This is a genomic window from Rhodanobacter ginsengiterrae, assembly GCF_050026815.1.
Taxonomy (GTDB): Bacteria; Pseudomonadota; Gammaproteobacteria; order Xanthomonadales; family Rhodanobacteraceae; genus Rhodanobacter; species Rhodanobacter ginsengiterrae.
Genome location: NZ_JALBWO010000055.1, coordinates 44,892 through 67,163, shown reverse-complemented (window position 1 = coordinate 67,163; position 22,272 = coordinate 44,892). Strand labels below are relative to the sequence as shown.

The 22,272-nt window shown below is 65.2% G+C and carries 18 protein-coding genes and 1 tRNA gene; 15 read left to right on the top strand and 4 right to left on the bottom strand.

Annotated elements, in window-relative coordinates; all coding sequences use genetic code 11:
* Window positions 1-49 precede the first annotated feature (49 nt).
* From ACQGNJ_RS11345 to ACQGNJ_RS11335, 3 genes are all read right to left on the bottom strand, one after another.
* Window positions 50-946 (bottom strand): hydroxymethylglutaryl-CoA lyase, encoded by an 897-nt coding sequence (locus tag ACQGNJ_RS11345; RefSeq protein ID WP_426689623.1) that lies wholly within the window; start codon window positions 944-946, stop codon window positions 50-52.
* A gap of 24 nt (window positions 947-970) precedes the next feature.
* A complete protein-coding gene (locus ACQGNJ_RS11340; RefSeq protein ID WP_426689353.1) occupies window positions 971-2,959 on the bottom strand; it encodes an acetyl/propionyl/methylcrotonyl-CoA carboxylase subunit alpha in 1,989 nt (662 codons plus the stop codon).
* Between the two features lie 133 nt (window positions 2,960-3,092).
* A complete protein-coding gene (locus ACQGNJ_RS11335; RefSeq protein ID WP_426689352.1) occupies window positions 3,093-3,887 on the bottom strand; it encodes an enoyl-CoA hydratase-related protein in 795 nt (264 codons plus the stop codon).
* A gap of 118 nt (window positions 3,888-4,005) precedes the next feature.
* Here ACQGNJ_RS11335 and ACQGNJ_RS11330 point away from each other — a divergent pair, with 118 nt between their 5' ends.
* From ACQGNJ_RS11330 to ACQGNJ_RS11320, 3 genes are read left to right on the top strand one after another with little or no spacing between them, the layout of a single operon-like run.
* Window positions 4,006-4,251 (top strand): FeoA family protein, encoded by a 246-nt coding sequence (locus ACQGNJ_RS11330; protein WP_426689351.1) that lies wholly within the window; start codon window positions 4,006-4,008, stop codon window positions 4,249-4,251.
* Window positions 4,248-6,086 (top strand): ferrous iron transporter B, encoded by a 1,839-nt coding sequence (feoB, locus tag ACQGNJ_RS11325; RefSeq protein WP_426689350.1) that lies wholly within the window; start codon window positions 4,248-4,250, stop codon window positions 6,084-6,086. The genes ACQGNJ_RS11330 and feoB overlap by 4 nt, the downstream gene beginning before the upstream one ends.
* The gene (locus ACQGNJ_RS11320) at window positions 6,083-6,385 is read left to right on the top strand and encodes a DUF6587 family protein (protein WP_426689349.1); all 303 of its coding nucleotides are present in this window, start codon (window positions 6,083-6,085) and stop codon (window positions 6,383-6,385) included. The genes feoB and ACQGNJ_RS11320 overlap by 4 nt, the downstream gene beginning before the upstream one ends.
* Before the next feature lie 190 nt (window positions 6,386-6,575).
* On the opposite strand, the gene rpsT is transcribed toward ACQGNJ_RS11320, so the two are convergent.
* On the bottom strand, window positions 6,576-6,839 hold the full coding sequence (gene rpsT, locus ACQGNJ_RS11315; protein WP_072760571.1) for a 30S ribosomal protein S20: 264 nt from the start codon (window positions 6,837-6,839) through the stop codon (window positions 6,576-6,578).
* A gap of 221 nt (window positions 6,840-7,060) precedes the next feature.
* Between rpsT and murJ the strand changes: the two genes are divergently transcribed.
* The 12 genes from murJ to ACQGNJ_RS11255 all read left to right on the top strand — a co-directional run bounded on the left by murJ (window position 7,061) and on the right by ACQGNJ_RS11255 (window position 22,265).
* Window positions 7,061-8,671: a murein biosynthesis integral membrane protein MurJ gene (gene murJ, locus ACQGNJ_RS11310; RefSeq protein WP_426689348.1), complete on the top strand. Its 1,611-nt coding sequence runs from the start codon at window positions 7,061-7,063 to the stop codon at window positions 8,669-8,671.
* A 49-nt stretch (window positions 8,672-8,720) separates the two neighbouring features.
* Window positions 8,721-9,674, top strand: a complete 954-nt coding sequence (locus ACQGNJ_RS11305; RefSeq protein ID WP_426689347.1) for a bifunctional riboflavin kinase/FAD synthetase — start codon at window positions 8,721-8,723, stop codon at window positions 9,672-9,674.
* A gap of 93 nt (window positions 9,675-9,767) precedes the next feature.
* Window positions 9,768-12,629, top strand: coding sequence for an isoleucine--tRNA ligase (gene ileS / locus ACQGNJ_RS11300; RefSeq protein ID WP_426689346.1), 2,862 nt, complete (start codon window positions 9,768-9,770; stop codon window positions 12,627-12,629).
* A gap of 307 nt (window positions 12,630-12,936) precedes the next feature.
* Window positions 12,937-13,437 (top strand): signal peptidase II, encoded by a 501-nt coding sequence (lspA, locus tag ACQGNJ_RS11295; RefSeq protein ID WP_426689345.1) that lies wholly within the window; start codon window positions 12,937-12,939, stop codon window positions 13,435-13,437.
* A gap of 102 nt (window positions 13,438-13,539) precedes the next feature.
* Complete coding sequence (gene ispH, locus ACQGNJ_RS11290) at window positions 13,540-14,502, top strand: 4-hydroxy-3-methylbut-2-enyl diphosphate reductase (RefSeq protein WP_426689344.1); 963 nt, start codon at window positions 13,540-13,542, stop codon at window positions 14,500-14,502.
* Window positions 14,503-14,750: 248 nt separating this feature from the next.
* Window positions 14,751-14,826 (top strand) — tRNA-Thr (locus tag ACQGNJ_RS11285).
* Window positions 14,827-15,014: 188 nt separating this feature from the next.
* On the top strand, window positions 15,015-15,659 hold the full coding sequence (locus ACQGNJ_RS11280) for a GspH/FimT family pseudopilin (RefSeq protein ID WP_426689343.1): 645 nt from the start codon (window positions 15,015-15,017) through the stop codon (window positions 15,657-15,659).
* 23 nt (window positions 15,660-15,682) lie between these two features.
* Window positions 15,683-16,183, top strand: coding sequence for a type IV pilus modification protein PilV (gene pilV / locus ACQGNJ_RS11275; RefSeq protein ID WP_426689342.1), 501 nt, complete (start codon window positions 15,683-15,685; stop codon window positions 16,181-16,183).
* The gene (locus ACQGNJ_RS11270) at window positions 16,180-17,196 is read left to right on the top strand and encodes a prepilin-type N-terminal cleavage/methylation domain-containing protein (protein ID WP_426689341.1); all 1,017 of its coding nucleotides are present in this window, start codon (window positions 16,180-16,182) and stop codon (window positions 17,194-17,196) included. Before pilV ends, ACQGNJ_RS11270 begins: the two co-directional genes overlap by 4 nt.
* A 1-nt stretch (window position 17,197) precedes the next feature.
* A complete protein-coding gene (locus tag ACQGNJ_RS11265; protein ID WP_426689340.1) occupies window positions 17,198-17,785 on the top strand; it encodes a pilus assembly PilX family protein in 588 nt (195 codons plus the stop codon).
* Window positions 17,786-17,853: 68 nt separating this feature from the next.
* Window positions 17,854-21,714 carry a pilus assembly protein gene (locus tag ACQGNJ_RS11260; protein ID WP_426689339.1) on the top strand — a complete coding sequence of 1,287 codons (3,861 nt, stop codon included), beginning with the start codon at window positions 17,854-17,856 and terminating at the stop codon, window positions 21,712-21,714.
* Window positions 21,715-21,755: 41 nt separating this feature from the next.
* Window positions 21,756-22,265: a type IV pilin protein gene (locus ACQGNJ_RS11255; RefSeq protein WP_426689338.1), complete on the top strand. Its 510-nt coding sequence runs from the start codon at window positions 21,756-21,758 to the stop codon at window positions 22,263-22,265.
* Window positions 22,266-22,272: the final 7 nt, after the last annotated feature.

Below are 22,272 nucleotides of genomic sequence, written 5' to 3'. Positions count from 1 at the left end.
TTTGTCCGGTTGGCCGAAGCGCCGATGATAGCGGGCTTTTTGCCGGTGATCAGGCCGCTGCAGTGTGCGCCCGGGTGACCCGGCTGGCGGTTTCCTTGTGCAGCTGTGTCGCGAGCCACGCACCGGTGGCGACCAGCAGGTCCAGATCCACGCCGGTGTCCATGCCCATGCCATGCAGCATGTACGCCACGTCCTCGCTGGCCACGTTGCCGGTGGCACCCTTCGCGTACGGGCAGCCGCCGGTGCCAGAGACCGAGCTGTCGACCACGCGCACGCCTTCTTCCAGGCAAGCCAGGATATTCGCCAGCGCCTGGCCGTAGGTGTCGTGGAAGTGCACCGCCAGCGCGGCCATCGGCACTGCCTGCGCCACCGCGTGCAGCATCGCGCGCGCCTTCGCCGGGGTGCCGACGCCGATGGTGTCGCCCAGCGACACCTCGTAGCAGCCCAGCTCATGCAGGCGCTTGGCCACACGTACCACGTCGCTGAGTGGTACCTCGCCCTGATAGGGGCAGCCCAGCACGGTGGAGACGTAGCCGCGCACGCGCACGCCATCGGCGCGGGCCTGCTCCATCACCGGCATGAAGCGCTCGATCGATTCGTCGATCGAGGCGTTGATGTTCTTGCGATTGAACGCTTCGGACGCGGCACTGAACACGGCGATCTCGCTGGCGCCGACCTCGCGCGCACGCTGGTAGCCCTGCAGGTTCGGCACCAGCACCGGGTAACTGACGCCCGGCACCTTGCGGATGCCGCGGAACACCTCGGCCGCGTCGGCCAGCTGCGGCACCCATTTCGGGCTGACGAAACTGGTCGCCTCGATGGTCTGCAATCCGGTGGCGGACAGCCGGTCGATCAGCGCGATCTTCACTTCGGCCGGCAGCAGGGTCTTCTCGTTCTGCAAGCCGTCGCGCGCGCCGACTTCGACGATGCGGACATGGTTGGACAGGGTCATGCGGAAGCTCCTACGGGATCAGTCGCCGAAGCGCACCAGCACGGCGTCGGCTTCGACGAACTCGCCTTGCGTGGCGTTGATGCTGTCGATGGTACCGGCACGCGGTGCCTTCAGGACCAGTTCCATCTTCATCGCTTCCATCACCAGCAATTCCTGACCCTGCTCGACCACGTCGCCGGCCTTCGCCTTGACCAGCACGATGCGGCCGGGCATCGGCGCGATCACCTGCTTGCCGCCGGCGGCATCGGTGGATGCCCAGGCGAACGCGGCGGCGCGGGCGAAGCTGTAGCGCTGGCCGTTGGCGTCGTGCAGCAGTACGTGGGCGGCATCGCCGTGCAACGGCACGCGGCGCGACTCGCCATCGAAGCGGGCGCTCAGGCTGTCGTCGAGGAGTCGCGCACCGCGCACTTCGCAGCCGGCTTCGCCGTGATGCAGTTGATAGTCGCCGGCGTGACCGCGCGCCTCGATCTCGAAGCGCTGTTCGCGCCAGGTCAAGGCCACGATGCGCTTGCCGGCATGGCCGATGCGCCAGGCGTCGGCGCTGGCCCAGGGCGAATGCGGGTCGGTCGCGGTGCTGGCCACATGCGATTCATCGCGCAGCAGCATCGCGGTGGCCGCGGCGAACAACACGCTGTCCGTCGGCGGAACGTCGCCGACCAGGAATTCCTCCAGGTGGCGGTCGAGATAACCGGTGTCGATGCGTCCCTCGACCACGACCGGGTGGCGCACCAGCCGTTCGAGAAAACCGATGTTCGACTTCGGGCCGATGATTTCGCTGGCGGCCAGCGCCTCGCGCAACCGCTGCAATGCCTGCGGTCGGGTCGCGTCGTACACGATCAGCTTGGCGATCATCGGGTCGTAGAAGATCGTCACCGTATCGCCTTCGATCACGCCGCCATCGAGGCGTACATGTCCCGAGGGCGTCGGCAGGCGCAGCGTCTGCAGCTTGCCGGAGCCGGGCAGGAAGTTCTGATCCGGATCTTCCGCATACAGCCGCACCTCGATCGCGTGGCCGTGCGAGAGCACCTCGTGCTGGCCCAGTGGCAGCGGTTCGCCATCGGCGATGCGCAATTGCCACTCCACCAGATCCACGCCGTGGGTCAGTTCGGTGACCGGGTGCTCGACCTGCAGACGGGTGTTCATTTCCATGAAGTGGAAATCGCCGGCGGGGCCGACGATGAACTCCACCGTGCCGGCACCCACGTAGTTCACCGCGCGGGCGGCGGCCACGGCGGCGGCGCCCATCGCGGCGCGCTTGTCCGGCGTCAGGAACGGCGAGGGGGTTTCTTCCAGCACCTTCTGGTAGCGGCGCTGCGCCGAGCATTCGCGCTCGCCCAGGTGGATCACGTTGCCGTGGCGGTCGCCGAAAACCTGGAACTCGATGTGGCGCGGGTGCTCCACGTAGCGTTCCAGCAGCATCGAGGCATCGCCGAAAGCCGCCGCTGCCACGCGCTGCGCGGTGGCCAGTGCGTCGGGGAATTCCGCGTCGCTGCGCACGATCTGCATGCCCTTGCCGCCGCCGCCGGCCGAAGGCTTGATGATCAACGGATATCCGACCTGACGCGCCTGTTCGGCGAGGAACGCGCTGTCCTGGTTGTCGCCGCTGTAGCCGGGCACCAGCGGCACGTCGTGCCTGGCCATCAGCAGCTTGGCGGCGGACTTGGAGCCCATCGCCTCGATGCTGGCCGGGTCCGGTCCGATGAAGACCATGCCGCCCGCCGCGCAGGCGCGGGAAAAGTCGGTGTTCTCGGAAAGAAAGCCGTAGCCGGGGTGGATCGCCTGCGCGCCACTCTTGCTGGCAGCGTCGAGGATCGCATCGATGCGCAGATACGAATCGGCCGGGAGCGGCCCGCCGATCGGCCATGCCTCGTCGGCCAGGCGCACGTGTTGCGCGTCGCGGTCGGCCTCCGAATACACCGCGATGGTGTGGATGCCGAGGCGGCGGCAGGTGCGGATCACGCGGCAGGCGATCTCGCCGCGGTTGGCTATAAGTACACGTTCGAACATGCGAGTCCCTGGAACCGTTCGGGTCGATGCAAAGCATCTAAAGCTAGCAGATCGCGGCAGACGGGTAGGAGCGCACCCTGTGCGGGATGGCTCTTGGTCCTGTGGCGAAAGGCTTCGCGCACAGGGTGCGCTCCTACGGTTGCGTTACCCACGCCGGTGCGCGCTTGTCGAGAAACGCGGTCAGACCATGCTGGCCTTCGGCGGAGACGCGCAGGCGGGCGATCAGTCCGGCGTTGACGGTGTCGATGCGTTCGGCCTCGGCCAGATCGGCGCCGCCAATGCGCAAGGCCAGCTGCTTCGCCTCGCGCTGGGCCAGCGGACCGGCCTTGGCGAGCAGGTACAGCTGGCGTTCGATCGCTTCGTCCAGGTCGGCGCCCGGTACTGCGGCATGCAACAAGCCGATCCGCGCGGCGGTGGCCGCGTCGAACACTTCGCCGGTGATGAACAGCCGGCGTGCCTCGCGCAGGCCGATCGCGGCGACCACATACGGCGAGATCACGGCCGGTACCAGGCCCAGCTTCACTTCGGACAGGGCGAACTTGGCGGTGTCCACGCCGATCGCGATATCGCAGCAGGCGACCAGGCCCACGCCGCCGCCGTAGGCCGCGCCGTTGACGCGCGCGATGGTCGGCTTGGACAGGAATTGCAGGTTGCGCATCAGCCGCGCCAGGCGCAGCGAATCCTCGCGGTTCTCCTGCTCGCTGGCGCTGGCCATGCCGCGCATCCAGTTGAGGTCGGCGCCGGCGGAAAAACACGAGCCGTTGCCGCTCAGCACCACGGCGCGCACGTCCGGATCGGCGTCGGCGGCGGCCAGTGCCTCGGTCAGCGCGGCGATCAGGCTGTCGTCGAAGGCGTTGTGGATCTGCGGGCGGTTCAGGGTGAGCCAGACGACCGCCCCACGGCGTTCGCTCAGGATGGAATCGGTCATCAGGTCGTCCCCGCAAATAACGCGATGATAAACGTTGTCGCAGGGCAGGCTCGCCGTGCTGCAGCGGAACCGACAAAAGGTCTACAATGCGAATTGTTCTTATTTGAGATTGCCTTCCGTGCGTTTGTCCGAATTGCCCAAGGGTGCCCCCGCCGTGGTCGACCGCGTGCACGATGCGCATGCTTCGGACCCGATCGCGCAACGGTTGCGCGACCTGGGCTTCGTCGACGGCGAGCCGGTGCGGGTGGTGGCGTTGGGACCGATGGGCGGCGATCCGGTGCTGATCCAGATCGGTTTCACCCGGTTCGCACTACGCAAGGCCGAGGCGAACCGGGTCAGCGTGCGCCGCGAGGCGGCGGCATGAGCGCTTCGACCCTGCGCATTGCCCTGGTGGGCAATCCCAACTGCGGCAAGACCGCGCTGTTCAACCAGCTCACCGGCGGCCGGCAGAAGGTGGCGAACTACGCCGGCGTCACCGTGGAGCGCAAGGAAGGGCGCTTCACCACGCCTTCCGGGCGCGTGCTGCAGATCCTCGACCTGCCGGGCACCTACAGCCTGGACGCGAACAGTCCCGACGAGCAGATCACCCATGACGTCTGCGCCGGCAACTATCCGGGCGAGGCGGTTCCGGACCTGATCGTCTGCGTGGCCGATGCGACCAACCTGCGCCTGCACCTGCGCTTCGTGCTCGAGGTCAAGCGGCTTGGCCGCCCGGTGGTATTGGCGCTGAACATGATGGACACCGCGCGGACGCGCGGCATCGTGATCGACGTGCCGGAACTGCAACGCCGGCTTGGCCTGCCGGTGGTGGAAACGATCGCGGTGAAGCGTGGCGGCGCACGGGCGCTGATCGAGCGCGTCGATGGCGAGGTGCCTGCGGCTGCGCCGGTACAGCCGGATGACGCGGCCAGCCGCGCCGACCTGCATGCGCAGGTGCGCGAATTGCTGGCAGCGACGGTGACCATGCCGCGCACCACCGCCGCGATCGACGACACGCTGGACCGCTGGGCGCTGCACCCGGTATTCGGGCTGGCGATTCTCGCGGTGGTGATGTTCCTGGTGTTCCAGGCGGTGTACTCGATCGGCAAGCCGATGACCGACGCAATCGGCGACGGCTTCGGCTGGATGGGCGAGCAGGCCGCCGTCTGGATGCCGGCCGGGCCGCTGCAGAGCCTGGTCACCGATGGCCTGTTCGGCGGGCTCGGCACGGTGCTGGGTTTCCTGCCGGAAATCCTGGTGCTGTTCCTTTTCATCATTGCGCTGGAAGAGTCGGGCTACCTGCCGCGCGCCGCGTTCCTGCTCGACCGGATGATGCTGTCGGTGGGGCTGACCGGGCGCTCGTTCATCCCGCTGCTGTCGAGCTTCGCCTGCGCGATCCCCGGCATCATGGGCACGCGCAGCATCACCGACCCGCGTGATCGGCTGACCACCATCCTGATCGCGCCGTTGATGACCTGTTCGGCGCGGCTGCCCGTCTATGCACTGCTGATCGGCGCGTTCATCCCGATCCGCTATGTCTTCGGCGTGTTCAACCTGCAGGGCGTGGTGCTGTTCGCCTTGTATCTGGCGGGTATCCTGGGCGCGATGCTGGTGGGCTGGGTGATGAAGCACATCCGCCGCGACAAGAGCGAGCACGCGTTGATGATGGAGTTGCCCTCGTATCGCGTGCCCAAGCTGCGCGACGTGGGGATCGGCCTGTACGAGCGCGGCATGATCTTCCTGAAGCGGCTGACCGGCGTGATCCTCGGTCTGACCGTGTTGATGTGGTTCCTGTCCACCTTCCCGGGTGCGCCGGAAGGGGCGACCCGGCCGGCGATCGAGTACAGCTTCGCCGGCTACATCGGGCGCGGCCTGCAGTACATCTTCGCCCCGATCGGCTTCAACTGGCAGATCAGCCTGGCGCTGATCCCGGCGTTCGCCGCCCGCGAGACGGCGGTGGCGGCGCTGGCCACGGTCTATCTGGTAGGCGGCGAAGCCGCGGGTGGACTGGGCAACGCCCTGGCCGGACAGATCTCGCTGGCCAGCGCGCTGTCGCTGCTGGTGTGGTTCGCGTATGCGCCGCAGTGCATGTCCACGCTGGCGATCATCAAGCGCGAGACCGACTCCTGGCGCAACGTGGCGATCTCGTTCGGCTACATGTTCGTGATGGCGTACGCGGCCTCGTTCATCGTCTACCAGGTGGCGAGGATGCTCACATGAGCACCGGCCTGCTGCTGCAGTACGTGGTGATCGCTCTGGCGGTAGTGGCCAGCGTGTTGATCGTGCTGCGCAAGCTGGCGCCGAAACTCGCCAACCGCTGGATGGCCGCGATGTCGATCCGCTTCAACCAGCCCGGGCGCAGCGCGTTGGTCCGCGCCTTCGGTCAGCGCCTGCAGCCGAAGGAAGCGACCGGTGATTGCAGCGACGGCTGCAGCACCTGCGGCGCCTGCGGGCCGAAACCACCGGCTGGCGCGCGACCGGGCGAGCCGATGCCGCTGGAGTTTCGTTCGCGGCAGTGACGCACTTGGCGTCTTGCTCCCTCCCCTGCGAGCAGGGGAGGGTTGGGGTGAGGTCGCTCTTCGCCAAAGTCAAAAGCGAACCCCCTCCCAACCTCCCCCTGCGCGCAGGGGGAGGAGCCAACACTCGGGACCGGGGACGAAAAAGCCGGCTTGCGCCGGCTTCTTCATGCAACGTGAATCGCGCTCCGGCTTACGCCAGTTCGCGGATCTTCGCGTTGAGGCGGCTCTTGTGACGGGCAGCCTTGTTCTTGTGGATCAGGCCACGGGCAGCGTAGCGATCCATCACCGGCTGGGCCACGGTGAACGCGGCGATGGCGCCGGCCTTGTCCTTGGCCTCGATGGCCTTGACGACCTTCTTCAGGGCGGTACGGACCATGGAACGTGCGCTGATGTTGCGCAGGCGGCGCTGTTCGGACTGGCGCGCGCGCTTCTTCGCGGACTTGATGTTGGCCAAGGTAGAACTCCGGAATGCAGGGTTGAGGGTGGAAAAAGACGCCAATTATGCGGGCGATTCGCCGATGCGTCAATCATTTACGCAACCGAAACGGTGCCGGCAAAGGCGCCCGGCCATCGGGCAGCCATTATTCTGCCACATCCGGGCTGTCATCCCGGCCGCGTGGACTGTCAAACTGTGCGCCCCGCGCGATCGGCGCCGAAGGCAGAAACCCAGCACCCATGAAGTCACCCAGCATGCTCCGCGGACTGCTCTCGTTCAGCAGCATGACGATGATTTCCCGGGTGCTCGGCCTGGTGCGCGACATCTCGATGAGCCACGTGTTTGGCGCCACGGTGGCCACCGATGCGTTCGTGGTGGCGTTTCGCATCCCCAACTTCATGCGCCGGCTGTTTGCCGAGGGTTCGTTCTCCACCGCCTTCGTGCCGGTATTCACCGAAGTGAAGGAAACCGGCAGCCACGACGATCTCAAGCGCCTGATGGCGACTGTCGCGGGCACCCTGGGTGGCGTGTTGCTGGTGGTGACCGCGCTGGGACTGATCTTTGCGCCGCAGCTGGCCACCGCCTTCATTCCCGGGGCGATCGACCAGCCACACAAGTTCGACCTGACCACCGAGCTGGTGCGCTGGATGTTCCCGTTCCTGCTGTTCGTGTCGCTGACGGCGCTGGCCGGCGGCGCACTGAACAGCTTCCATCGTTTCGCGATGCCGGCACTGGCGCCAGTCATCCTCAATGTCTGCATGATCGTGGCGGCGTTGTGGGTCGCTCCGCACCTGCACACGCCGATCCTCGCGCTGGGCTGGGCGGTGCTGCTGGCCGGCGTGCTGCAACTGCTGTTCCTGCTGCCGGCGTTGCGCAAGCTGGATCTGCTGGTCTGGCCGCGCTGGGGCTGGCGCCATCCGCAGGTGCGGAAAATCATGCGGCTGATGGTGCCGACCCTGTTCGGCTCGTCAGTGGCCCAGATCAACCTGTTGCTGGACACGGTCGTGGTGTCGCTGCTGGTGACCGGGTCGCAGACCTGGCTATGGCAGTCGACGCGTTTCCTCGAACTGCCGTTGGGCGTATTCGGTGTCGCGCTGGGGACGGTGATCCTGCCTTCGCTGTCGCGCCACCACGTGAGTACCGACCGTGCCGGGTTTTCCCGAGCGCTCGACTGGGGGCTGCGCATCACCTTGTTGATCGCGGTGCCGGCGGCGATTGCGCTGGCCTTGCTGGCCGAACCGCTGGTGGCCACGCTGTTCCAGAACGGGAAATACACGGCCTTCGATACCCGGATGACCGCGGCGGCGGTGCTGGCGCTCAGCTGCGGCCTGCCGGCCTATGCGCTGGTCAAGGTGATGCTGCCGGCCTTCTATGCACGCCAGGACACGCGCACGCCAGTGAAGGCGGGTGTGGCCTCGCTGGTGATCAACATGGTGTTCAACGCCTTGCTGATCGCGCTGTTCTTCGAGTTGTGGGCGCCCGCTTCAGTGAAGCAGGGCAGCTGGCTCGCCGGCATCGCGCAGGTGCCTGGCCTGCATGTGGGTCTGGCGCTGGCCAGCGCACTGGCCAGCTACGTCAATTTCCTGCTGCTGTGGCACTGGCTCAGGCGGGCGGGCGTGTACCAGCGGCAGCCGGGGTGGGCGCGTCACTGGCTGCGGCTGGGTTCGTCGTGCCTGGCGATGGCCGCCGTGCTGGTGCTGGGGCGCTGGCTTTGGCCGGAATGGCTGCATGGCGTTGCCGTAGTCACCCGCCTGTGGCGGCTGGCGGTGCTGGTGGTCGCCGGCGCGGGTACGTATGTCGCCGCGCTGTTCGCCAGCGGCTTCCGCCTGCGCGACCTGCGCGGGGCGTGAGCCGGCCTGGCACGATTATCGACAGCCGTCCGCCCGTTATACTCAGGCGATGATGAGACTTTCCAGGGATGTCGCGGGCCCTTGCCTGACGCCGCGCGGCAGCGTGATGGCGATCGGCGCATTCGATGGCCTGCACCGCGGTCATCAGGCGCTGCTGGCGCGGGTGCACGAGCGCGCGCAGCTGCTCGATTGCAGTCCGGTGGTGGTCAGCTTCGAACCGCTGCCGCGCGCCTTCTTCTCGGCCGAGCCGGTGCCGCGCCTGTCCAGCGTGCGCGAGAAACTGCGCGGGTTTGCCGCTGCCGGCATGGAGCACAGCCTGCTGCTGCGCTTCAACAAGGCGCTGACCGCGATGTCGGCGGAGGATTTCGTGCGGCGGGTGCTGGTCGAGCGGCTGGCTGCTCGCGAGGTGTGGGTGGGGGGCGATTTCCGTTTCGGCCACAAGCGCACTGGCGACGTGGCCCTGCTGGAACGGATGGGCGCCGAGCTCGGCTTCGGCGCCTTTGTCATGCCGGTGGTCCAGCTCGAGGGTGGGCGCGTTTCCGCCAGCCGGGTGCGTGCGCTGCTGGCCGCGGGTGATTTCGCTGGCGCCGGGCCGCTGCTCGGTCGCCCGTTCGTGATCGACGGCAAGGTCGAATACGGCAACCAGCTGGGTCGCACGCTCGGCTATCCCACCGCCAACATCCACCTGCAGCAGCGGGTCAGCCCGATCCAGGGCATCTTCGCGGTGCGGGTCGGCCTGGGCGAGGGCGAATGCAGTTGGCCGGGCGTGGCCAGTCTGGGCGTGCGCCCCACCGTGAACCAGGTCAGCCAGCCGCTGCTGGAAGTGCACCTGTTCGACTTCGACGGCGACCTTTACGGCCAGCGCATGGCGGTGGAATTCGTGGCCAAGCTGCGCGACGAGCAGAAGTTCGACGGGCTGGAGCCGCTGAAGGCGCAGATGGCGCTGGATTCGCGCCGGGCGCGCGAGCTGCTGGGCATGAATCCGCGGCTGGTCGAGGCGTGAGACAGCTTCCGGCGCGCGCACGTATCGTTTAACTTTGAACTCTTTGTCCGCGCAGCTGGCGGACGGCAACGCTTCCATCACGGCACCCACGCAATGACCCACGATTACAAGAGCACCATCAACCTGCCGCAGACGGCCTTCCCGATGCGCGGCGATTTGCCGAAGCGCGAGCCGGGCTGGCTGGCGGAGTGGGAGCGGGTGGGCCGTTATGCGCAGATCCAGCGGAAGACTGCGCACCGCGACAGCGTGTTCGTGCTGCACGACGGCCCGCCGTACGCCAACGGGCCGATCCACATCGGCCACGCGGTGAACAAGATCCTCAAGGACATCGTGGTCAAGTCCAAGCTGCTGGCCGGTCAGCGCGCTCCGTACGTGCCGGGCTGGGATTGCCATGGCCTGCCGATCGAGATCGCGGTGGAGAAAAAGTTCGGCAAGCCGGGCGACAAGCTCGATGCGGCCGCCTTCCGGCAGAAGTGCCGCGAGTATGCCGCCGAGCAGGTCGACACCCAGCGCAACGATTTCAAGCGCCTTGGCGTGCTGGGCGACTGGGATCACCCCTACCGCTCGATGGACTTCCGTTTCGAGGCCGACATGCTGCGCGCGCTGGCGCGGATCGTTGCCAACGGCCACGTGCTGCGTGGCGCCAAGCCGGTGTACTGGTGTTTCGACTGCGCCTCGGCGCTGGCCGAGGCGGAGATCGAATACGGCGACAAGGTCTCGCCCGCCGTGGACGTGGCATACGACGCGCTCGACGCGAAGGCGCTGGCGAAAAAGTTCGACGTGGATGCCGGCGACGCGACCGTCGCCATCCCGATCTGGACCACCACGCCGTGGACGCTGCCGGAGAGCCAGGCGGTATCGCTGGGCGCGGAACTGGAATATGCCTTGATCGAAGGTCCGCAGCGCGATGGCAAGCGCGTGCTGCTGGTGGTCGCCAGCGCGCTGGCCGACAAGGCGGCGCAGCGTTACGGACTGGAACAGGCGAGCGTATTGGGCCACGCCGAAGGCCGTGCGCTGGAAGGCGTCAAGCTGCAGCATCCGTTCTATCCGCGCGAAGTGCCGGTGATCCTCGGTGAGCACGTGTCGGCCGAGGACGGTACCGGCGCGGTGCACACCTCGCCCGATCACGGCGTCGAGGATTTCGTGGTGGCACGCGAGTACGGCATCGGCCTGCTCAACTACATCGAACCACGCGGCACCTACCGCATCGATACGCCGGAGGCCGGTGGACTGGCGTTGGGCGGCATGCACATCTGGAAGGCCAACGAGGCGCTGGTCGAGCTGCTGCGCCAGCGCGGCGTGCTGCTGGCGTTCGCGAAGATCGAGCACAGCTATCCGAACTGCTGGCGGCACAAGACGCCGGTGATCTACCGCACCACGCCGCAGTGGTTCATCTCGATGGAGCAGCAGGATCTGCGCGAGACGGCGCTCACCTCGATCAAGAACGTGCGCTGGGTGCCGGGCTGGGGCGAGGAACGCATCGCCGGCATGGTCGCCGGGCGGCCGGACTGGTGCATCTCGCGCCAGCGCACCTGGGGTGTGCCGATCGCGCTGTTCGTGCACAAGGCCACGCAGGAACCACATCCGCATTCGGTCGAACTGCTGGAGCAGGTCGCTCAGAAGGTGGAGCAGGGCGGTATCGATGCGTGGTTCACGCTGGATGCGGCTGATCTGCTCGGCGCCGAGGCGCAGGATTACGAGAAAGTCACCGACGTGCTGGACGTCTGGTTCGATTCCGGCGTCACCCATTACACGGTGATCGACCAGCGTCCCGAATTGCAGCAGGGCGCCGCCACGCACTACAAGGTGATGTATCTGGAAGGCTCCGACCAGCATCGCGGCTGGTTCCAGTCCTCCTTGCTCACCTCGGCGGCGATCCACGGCCGCGCGCCCTACGACGAAGTGCTGACGCACGGGTTCGCGGTGGACGCCAACGGTCGCAAGATGTCCAAGTCGCTGGGCAACGTGGTGGCGCCGCAGAAGGTAATGGATACGCTGGGCGCCGACGTGCTGCGTTTGTGGGTGGCTTCGGCCGACTACCGCAACGAGATGACCGTCTCCGACGAGATCTTGAAGCGCGTCTCCGACAGCTACCGCCGCATCCGCAACACCGCGCGTTTCCTGCTCGGCAATCTGGATGGCTTCGATCCGGCGGTCCATCTGCTGCCGGTGGAAGACAGCGTGCTGCTCGACCAGTGGGCGGTGCAGCAGGCCTGTGACGTGCAGCAGGCGGTGACCGCGGCCTACGAGCGCAACGACTATCCCGACGTCATCGCGCGCATCCAGAACTTTTGCACCAACGAACTGGGCGCGCTGTATCTGGACATCACCAAGGACCGGCTCTACACGATGCCGGTCGACAGCCGTGGCCGGCGCAGCGCGCAGAGTGCGATGTACCGCATTGCCGAAGCGCTGGTGCGCTGGCTGGCACCGGTGCTGAGCTTCACTGCCGAGGAGATCTGGCAGGAGTTGCCCGGTGAGCGCGGCGACAGCGTGCTGTTCGAAACCTGGTACGACGGCCTCGTCGCCACCCAGAACTCGCCGGAACAGCGGCGTTACTGGACCGACCTGCTGGCGATCCGCGACGCCGCCTCGCGCGTGCTCGAAGGCATGCGCAAGGCCGAGCAGATCGGCGCGGCACTCGAGGCGAAGCTGGTGGTGCATGCCGATGCCGCGCTCCACGCACGCTACGCCGCTGCGGCCGACGAACTGCGCTTCTTCTTCATCACCTCCGACTTCACCCTGGCGCCGCTCGCTCCGCATTCGGACGGCGCGGTGAAGGTGGAACTGGAAGGCGCCGAAGCCTGGGTCTCCGCCAGCGTCAGCAGCGCCGCCAAATGCGTGCGCTGCTGGCACCGTCGCGACGACGTGGGCAGCCACGCCGCGCATCCCGAGCTGTGCGGGCGCTGCATCAGCAATGTCGAAGGACCGGGCGAAGATCGCCGCTGGTTCTGATACCCGCACCATGCTTGTCTCCCCCCCCTGCGCAGCAGGGGAGGGCTGGGGTGGGTCGCTCTTGATCTGAACTTGCAAGATCAAAAGCGCACCCCCTCCCGACCTCCCCCTGCATGCAGGAGGAGGAGCCACGGTTCTCGCTCCCCCTGCGTGGCAGGAGGAGCCGCTTTTCTCCCTCCCCTGCGCAGCAGGGGAGGGCTGGGGTGGGGTCGCTGTTGATCTGAACCTTCAAGATCAAAAGCACACCCCCTCCCGACCTCCCCCTGCGCAGCAGGGGGAGGAGCCATTCCCATTCGAGCCTTCGCACATGAACACGAAACCCAACGCACTCCCCTGGCTCGGGCTCTCCGCCCTCGTCATCGCGCTCGACCAGCTCAGCAAGTGGTGGGCGCTGCATGCATTGCAGCCGATGGGGGTGCCGCACCCGGTGATCCCGGGGTTCCTCAACTGGACGCTGGCCTTCAACAAGGGCGCCGCCTTCAGCTTTCTGGCGAGTAGTGACGGCTGGCAGCGCTGGTTCTTCGTGTTGCTGGCGCTGGTGATCAGTGGGGTGCTGGTGGTGTGGCTGGCGCGTACACCACGGCGCGACTGGCGCACCAGCCTGCCGCTGGCACTGATCATCGGTGGCGCGATCGGCAACCTGATTGATCGGTTGCATGCGTCGCAGGTCACCGATTTCATCCATGTCTACTTCCGCCAGTGGAACTACCCGGTGTTCAACCTGGCCGATTGCGGCATCACCGTGGGCGCCGTCATGCTCATCGCGTTCGGCCTGTTCGCCGGCAAGCCCGCGGACAGCGTGCGATAATCCAGGCCTTCGCAGGAGTCCGCTGGCGGACGATGCTTTCGCTGACGCGGTGACAGCATCGCCCGCCGGCGGGCTCCTGCAGGATTCTGAATCGAGGTCAGCTTGGACATCCTGCTCGCCAACCCCCGCGGCTTCTGTGCCGGTGTCGATCGCGCCATCGCCATTGTCGAGCGTGCGCTCGACTCGTACGGCGCGCCGATCTACGTGCGGCATGAAGTGGTGCACAACCGCTACGTGGTCGACAAGCTGCGCGCCGACGGCGCGGTGTTCGTCGAGGAACTGCATGAAGTGCCCGACGGTGCCACGGTGATCTTCAGCGCGCACGGCGTGTCGCAGGCCGTGCGCGAAGAGGCCGACCAGCGCCATCTGAAGGTGTTCGACGCCACCTGTCCGCTGGTCACCAAGGTGCACATGGAGGTGGCGCGGCTGGGCCGGATCGGTCGCAGCGTGGTGCTGATCGGGCACGCCGGCCACCCCGAAGTGGAAGGCACCATGGGGCAGTGGAATCCGGCCAACAGTGGCCAGATCCTGCTGGTCGAATCGCTGGAAAACGTCGCCACACTGGCGCCGAAGTTTCCCGACCAGCTGTCCTATGTCACCCAGACCACGCTGTCGGTGGATGACACCAAGGCGATCATCGACGCCTTGCGGGTGAAATTTCCCGACATCGAAGGGCCGCGCAAGGACGACATCTGCTACGCCACGCAGAACCGCCAGGACGCCGTGCGCCGGCTGGCCGACGCGGTGGACCTGATGCTGGTGGTCGGCTCGGTCAACAGTTCCAACTCCAACCGCCTGCGCGAGCTGGCGCAGAAGCAGGGCGTACGCTCGTTCCTGATCGACGGTGCCGAACACATCGAGCGCAGCTGGCTCGATGGCGTCAAGCGCATCGGCCTCACCGCCGGCGCCTCCGCCCCCGAAAAACTGGTGCGCGACGTGATCGCGCGCCTGCAGTCGTGGGGCGCCGGCGCCGTGAGTGAGCTGGACGGCGAGCCGGAAAACATCACCTTCGCCCTGCCCAAGGAACTGCGCGTGGTCGGTGGCAACAGCTCCACCAGCTTCTAACCCTTTACGCCGGATGGGCACCGCCTGCTGTAGGAGCGCACCGAAGTGCGCGATGCTTTTGCGCAACGTGACGAAAGGCATCGCGCACAGGGTGCGCTCCTACAACGCTGTGCAGCGGAGGGCGGGCACCGTCCGCCGCCCTTGATCGTGAGAAGCCGGGGGGCCGTGCCCGCCCTAGGCTGCTGGCGACGGTCAGCATTCCGTGCTTGCGCCGCCACGCCGCTACAACGTAAAATCTGCGGCTCTTTGCCGGAGTAGCTCAGTTGGTAGAGCACGTCATTCGTAATGATGGGGTCGTAGGTTCGATTCCTATCTCCGGCACCAGAACTTCAAAGGCCCGCTGACGCGGGCCTTTGTCTTTTCCGGGCACGCCTGGGGTGAGCGTGAACGCGATCACCTTTCCTGCAGCAGGAAAGGCCGCTTGTCGGGCAATTCATACCGCTGGTCGGCTGGGGGCTGGCGGGCAGGGGCCCCTTGGCTAGAGTGCGCTCAGGGGTATCAGGGAGAATTCCATGCAAGTCTTGTCGTGTCAGCGAGGTCTCTCGTTGATCCAGTCGCCAACGCCGCCGCAGGCCAGCGCCCACGCATCGCGCCGTCGTGCGTTCGGCATGCTGCCGGGACGGCGCGGCGATCGCGGCTTCACCCTGGTCGAGCTGATGGTGACCGTGACCATCGCGGTGGTGCTGCTGATGATTGCGGTGCCGAGTTTCAAGAACATCACCTTGTCGAACAAGCTCACCACCACCGCCAATGACCTGGTCAGCGCGATCAACATCGCGCGGATGGAAGCAGTCAAGCGCAACTCCAGTACCCAGCTGTGCAGCGATTCGTCCGGCGCGAATACCAGTGCCGGCGGTGACTTGGGCACTCAGTGTGGCACCGAAACCGGTGCGGTATGGGCGATGAATGGGGGCGCCCCCAGTCAGGTGCTCGCGGGTACGCCCAGTCTGGTTGCCCCACTTCAGCTGAAGGGCAACATGGTCGCGCTGCTCTTCACCTCTCAAGGACAGGCGCGAAAAGTTGGCCAGACGGCGCCCTATGACGGCAACGTGGTGGACATCTGCACCAGCCAGATGAGCAGCGACAACCATCGGATCATCAAGATGACGGCCGGCTCGATTCTCGAAACCACCAAAGCCTCGGGGGCTTGCCCCTGATGGTGAACATGACGATTGATCTCATGCCAAACATTCCAGTGCGGGCGCCAACCACCCACAGGCGTTCATTGCAGTCCGGCGTCGGCCTGATCGAGGTGCTGGTCGCCGTGCTGGTGCTGTCCATCGCCTTCCTTGGGATTGCCGCGTTGCAGGCGATGTCGTTGTCCACCAACAACAGCGCCATGGCGCGCAGCATGGCGACGATTTCCAGCTACTCGATCCTCGATGCCATGCGGGCGGACCTGGCCGCAGCCCAGGCCGGCAGCTATAACCGCACCGGTACCTCGGCGGTCAAGGCCAGTGCCTGCCCGGCCGGAACGGGATCGCTGGCAGCGGCCCAGATCAGCCAGTGGTGCGGCCAGCTTGGCCAGTCACTCGGCGCGGCGGCCACCACCACCGGCGACATCAACTGCACCGCCGCCGGCGGCAGCGCCGATTGCACCATCACCATCAGCTTCGACGACAGCCGCGCCGGGGTCGGTGGCAGCAGTGTCCAGAAAGTCATTACCAGGGCCATGCTATGAGCCGCCGCTTCACTTCTTCCCATGTGCGCCTGTCCCGCCGCCAGCGTGCCGCGGACGGCTTCACCCTGATCGAGCTGATGGTGGCCATGCTGCTGGGTCTGATCGTGATCGGCGGAGTGGTCAGCGTGTTCATTGCCAACCAGCGCACCTATCGCACCAACCAGGCGCTGGGCGACGTGCAGGACGGTTCGCGCACGGCCTTCGAAATGATGGCGCGCGACATCCGCGATGCCGGCCTCACCGGGTGCAGCAACAATGGCCGCGTGTCCAACGTGCTCAACAACAAGGCAACCGCCTGGTGGGCCAATTGGAGCAACACGCTGATCGGATACGACCATAGCCAGACGGACGCGGCCGTAGCCATAGGCACCGCCGAAAAGGCCCGGGTGGCGGGCACTGATTCGCTGATGCTGCTGGGTGCGGCGGGCTCCGGCGTGACCGTGAAGCTCAATACCGAGCCGGCCGGCACCTTCACCCTCAACGAGTCCAGCAGCGATCTGCTGACCGGTGACCTGGTCATGGTCTGCGATCCGGACCATGCCGCGGTGATCCAGGTCAGCAACTTCGCCAGCGGCACGATCACCCACGACACCAGCGGTTCCCCGGGCAACTGCACCAAGGACCTCAGTTTCCCCACGGTCTGCACGGGTACCAGCAGCTACGTGTTCACCCCCAACGCGCAGATCAGCAAGCTGAATGCGGTCGACTGGTACGTCGGCATCAATCCGGCGGGCGGGCGCTCGCTGTATCGCATCAGCCTGGAGAACAAGGCCGGCGTACCCACACCCACCACCCAGGAAATGGTTCGTGATGTGACCGCGATGACGTTGACCTACCACCAGTCGGGCAATGCCGCCTTCGGCGACGCCACTACAGTTACCAACTGGGCGCTGGTCGACGCGGTGCGGGTGAACCTGACCCTGGAAAGCGTCGACAAGAAGTCCGGTGTCGATGCCAAGCCGATCTCGCGATCCTTCACTGCCACCACCACCGTGCGCAACCGGGTGCTATGACATGACTTCCGTCCGTCTATCCAGTTCCTCCGCTTCGCTGCGACACCAGAATGGCGTAGCCCTGGTGGTGGCCTTGTTGCTGCTGATCGTGATCACCCTGGTTGGCCTGGCTGCCGTACGCGGGACGATCATGCAGCAGCGGATGGCGTCGAACCAGTTCGACCGGCAGATCGCCTTCCAGAGTGCCGAGGCAGCGATGCGCGCCGCACAGGCGCGGGTGGCAGGCAACCCGGGTGACATTGCCCGCAACTGCCAGGCCGGTGGCGTGTATTGCCAGGGCAACCCGTTCGACGACCCCAACCTGGATCAAACCAAGATCGTCACCGTCACCTCGGGCACCGGTGCGGGCCTGTTCGCGAAAAGCAGCCTGGCCGTCAGCCAGCCGCAGTACGTGATCGAGAACATGGGCAACTGGTACGACCCCAGCACCAGCACTGGCTACGGCCAGAGCGCCAATGCGCATAACTACGGTGCGCAGGGTACGTCCACCACCTCGGTGTATTACCGCGTCACCGCGCGCAGCGGCAATCCCGCCGAGGTCGGCGACCGCGCCGTGGTGGTGCTGCAATCCATGATCAAGCAGGGCTGACCTGCCGCTTCACCTTCACATCGGCGTATGGGCCTTTCCATGACGCATCCTTCGAGAGCGCTACCGTCATGAACACATCATTCCGTCCAAGCAGCAAACCCGGCAGCTTCCTGAGCCGCCTGCTGTACACCGGTTTGTCGATCTGGATGCTGGGTGCGGTCTACACGCCGGCCCTGGCTGCGGTCAAGGTGGACCAGGCGCCGCTGATCATCCAGCGCTCGCTGCCACCTAACGTGGTGTTGATGCTGGATGACTCCGGCTCGATGGACTGGGACTACATGCCTGACTGGGGCTATCTGCCAGACACCACCGACGACGGGCTGCGCAACGCGAGTCTCAATGGCGTCTACTACAGCCCGAACACGACGTATTCACCGCCGCCGAAGGCGGACGGCACCAGCTATGCCGCGTCGCCGAGTCTGACCAGCGCCTTCAAGGATGGATTCCGGGATACCAGCAAGGTCGACATCACGACATTTTCGGGCGGCAATACCTATTACGCCCGCAACTTTCCGTATTACACGATGTTCACCATCGTGACGTATCCGACCTATGACGCGACCAAGAACTATACATATACGTGTCCGTCGGGATACGGCACCTACAACACCACCCAATGCAAGAAGTTATTCAGTCCAAATAAGAATCAGATAGTCGATGCAACAGCTACGTTCTCCAGCTACTCCTGCAATAGTGGTGATTCCCTGAGCGGCTCGACATGCACCAGTACAGTATATACGAATAAATACTACTTCACCTACACCACGGGCACGGCCAATACCCAGCATTATGTTGGTGTTGCCAACTCGTGTGCTTTGCTGCCGAGCGCCAGCAAGGCTGTCTGTGACGACTCCGCGACTGCCCAGCAGAACGTGGCCAACTGGTTTTCTTATTATCGCACCCGCATGCTGATGGCCAAGAGTGGCCTGATGAATTCGTTCTCCACTCTGGACACCACCTTCCGCGTGGGCTTCGGCTCGATCAACGGCAATAATGACAGCGGGCTGCCTTCCGACACAGCGACCTTCAACAGCCAGACGATCGCCGAGGTGGCTCCGTTCGGCAATCAGTACGCCGCAACCCAGAAGACCAATTTCTGGAACTGGCTGAAGGACGAGTATCCGGGCAGCGGCACTCCGCTGCCGTCGGCGCTCGATGCCGTTGGCCAGTATTATCAGACGGACCAGCCCTGGAAGGGAATGGAGTCGGATCCGGATTACACAACCGCCGCTGCGAGCAAGCAGCTGGCGTGCAGGCAGTCCTATACGATCCTCACCACAGACGGTTTCTGGAACGGCAGTTTGCCGCCAAGCATCGGCGACGTTGATGGAACTGCGGGCACGAAGATTACCGGCTCCAATAGTCAAACCTATACCTATAGTCCCGCAGCCCCCTATCAGGATGGTGTTCCGGTAACTACAACCTCTACCCAGAACTTCTCGAAAAACGGGTTGAGTTCTGCTGATTGTCAGGCATCCTTCAACGCAGCCCAAGGCGCATCAAACTACAGCTACACTGCCGCAACCAGGTTCTCGTCCAGCAAATGCACTTATAAATACACGCAAACCAGTACGGTAGCGGCCAGTTACAGTGATACCCTCGCCGACTTTGCGATGAAGTATTGGGCCACCGATCTTCGGTCCGACATGGACAATGAAGTTCCCCCGAATGCTGAGGATCCGGCGTTCTGGCAGCATATGTCCACCTTTACCCTCGGCCTCGGCTTCTCTCCGCTTTACGCGGATCAGAAGACCGCCATTCCGATGGACCAGGTTTTTGCCTGGGCCAACGGCGATTCCAGCAAGGCCATCAGCGGTTTCGTGTGGCCCAAGCCCAAGGCGGACTCAATCAACAACATCGCCGACCTGGCTCATGCTGCAGTCGACGGTCACGGTGGCTTTTACTCAGCCAACAGCCCCGATGCGTTTGCCAACGGTTTGAAGGAAGCACTGAAGCGCGCCGCCGAGCGTGTAGGCACCGGCGCCAGTCTGGCCGCCAATTCCACCCAGTTGCAGACCGGTACGGTGGCCTATCAGGCGAACTACTGGACAGCCAAATGGAAGGGCGACCTGAAGGCGCTGGCGGTGGATTCGACCACTGGAGCCATCGCCACCAGTCCGGACTGGACGGCTTCGACCAAGCTGCCAACCGCCGCGAGCAGGAATATCAAGACCTACAATCCTGCCGCTGCAGCGGGCAGTCAGTTCGTGGATTTCAAGATGTCGGGCAGCACGCTGCCTTCGCTTTCGACCGCCCAGCACACGGCGTTGAGCAGTGTGGCCGGAACGGCGACCACCGAGGCCGATCTGATCAATTACCTGCGCGGCGATTCCGCGAAGGAGCAGAGCAACAAGGGCAGCTACCGCAATCGCGACATCGCCATCGGTGACATCGTCAATTCGCAACCGGTCTATGCCGGCGCGCCGAATGCGAACCAGTTCTATACCGAGGCTTTCACGGGTTCGTCGACCTTCTCCCAGTTCGCCAGCGACAAGGCCGGTCGGGCCGGGACGATCTACGTCGCCGCCAATGACGGCATGCTGCATGGCTTCGATGCCGCCACCGGCGCGGAGAACTTTGCCTACCTGCCAGGCGCCGTGATCACCGCAGGCGTCAGCGCGCTGGCCAGCGTTGACTACGGCGGCACGGTGGACCACGGTTTCTTCAACGATGGCGAGTTGACCATCAGCGATGTCTATATCGGCAGCACGCCGGGTTGGAAAACCGTGCTGGTGGGGACCACCGGGCGCGGCGTGGCCAAGACGGTCTATGCGCTGGACATCACCGACCCGGCCAGCGTGAAGTTCCTGTGGGAGCGCTCGGCAGGCGATGGCAATACCGCCGACGGCAACAGTGGCTATATCGGCCAGATGACCGGCAAGCCGGTGATCGCGCAGACCGCCAATGGCACCTGGTCGGTACTGATCGGCAACGGCTACAACAGCGCCCAGGGCAAGTCCGCCCTGCTGCAGTTCGATCTCGCCACCGGCACCTTGCACGTGCACGCCACCACTGATACCAGCGGTCTGGCTGCCCCGGCGGTGTGGATGGATCCATCGGGCAATGGTGTAAGCACGCTGGCCTATGCCGGTGATGCGAACGGCCATGTGTGGTCATTTGCGCTCAACACCAGCACGGGTACCGATGCCACCGCGACGCCAGACAGCGCCGGCGTGAATCTGTTCACCGCCAAGGACAAGGATGGCAATGCCCAGCCGATCACTGCAGGCATGCTGGCGGGCAAGGACCCGGCCACCGGCAATACCTGGGTGTTCTTCGGCACCGGCCAGTACCTGACCACGACCGACCTGTCCAACCTGAATACGCAGAGCTGGTATGGACTGATCGTGCAATCCGGCACCAGCGGGCTGGCGGTGACTTCCGCCTCGACCCGTGCCGACAATCTGGTCAAGCGCTCGATAACTGCCGAAGTGGGCAACGGTCGCACCGTGACGACGCTGGCGCAGGCCGCGGCGGACAGCGTCGCGATCACTGGAAAATCGGGCTGGTACATCGACCTGCTGTCGCCGACAGGTACGGCGGGTGCTGCCGTGCAGCAGGGCGAGCGGATGGTCACGCCCAACCAGTTCCAGGGCAATCTCTTGCTTGGCACCACGCGCATCCCGAAGGCCACCGATCCGTGCAACCCGTCAGGAAGTGGCTGGATCATGGCGCTGGATCCGTTCACCGGAACCAATCCGACGGCGAACTTCTTCGATCGCAATGCCGATGGCAAGATTGATTCGTCCGATTCGGTAAGCGGTACGCCGGCGGCGGGCATCGGTTTCAGTTCGCTGCCGAACAACCCGATCTTCGTCGGCAGCACCATGCTGACCAGCTTCGACAATGGCTCGACCAGCAGCATCAAGACCTCGAGCTCGACCGGCAATATCCAGCGTGTTTCCTGGCGAGAGCTGATCACCCAGTAAAGGAAGGAATGATGAAATCGCTCTTGTCGAATGAAAGCAGCTTGCCGCCGCTGCACGACCCGGATGTTGCTACCGCCGCCCACGGATCGCCGGCCATCATCCGCCGGCGGCGGGTCGCGGGACGCAGTGCGGGATTTACCCTGATGGAGTTGATGATCGCGGTGGTGATCATCGCGATTCTCGCGGCGATCGCCTGGCCGATCTACAGCAAGTACATCACCAAGACCCGGCGGGTGGCGGCCGAAGGCTGCCTGTCGGAGTACGCGAATTACATGGAGCGGTACTACACCACCCACCTTCGCTACAACAACGACGGTGCGGGCAACGACAACAGCCTCGTCGCGGCGAACCTGGATTGCGCCGGCAACCAGCAGACCGGCCGCTTCTACCAGTACGCCCTGCCGGCAGCATCGGTGAGCGTCTCCGCCTATGTCGTGACGGCCACGCCGCAAGGCATCCAGGCAACCAATGACACCAAGTGCGGCATGCTTTCGGTGGACCAGACCGGCAAGCGCGACGCCGACGGCACTGAGCCGGGCTCCTGTTGGTGACGCAGTG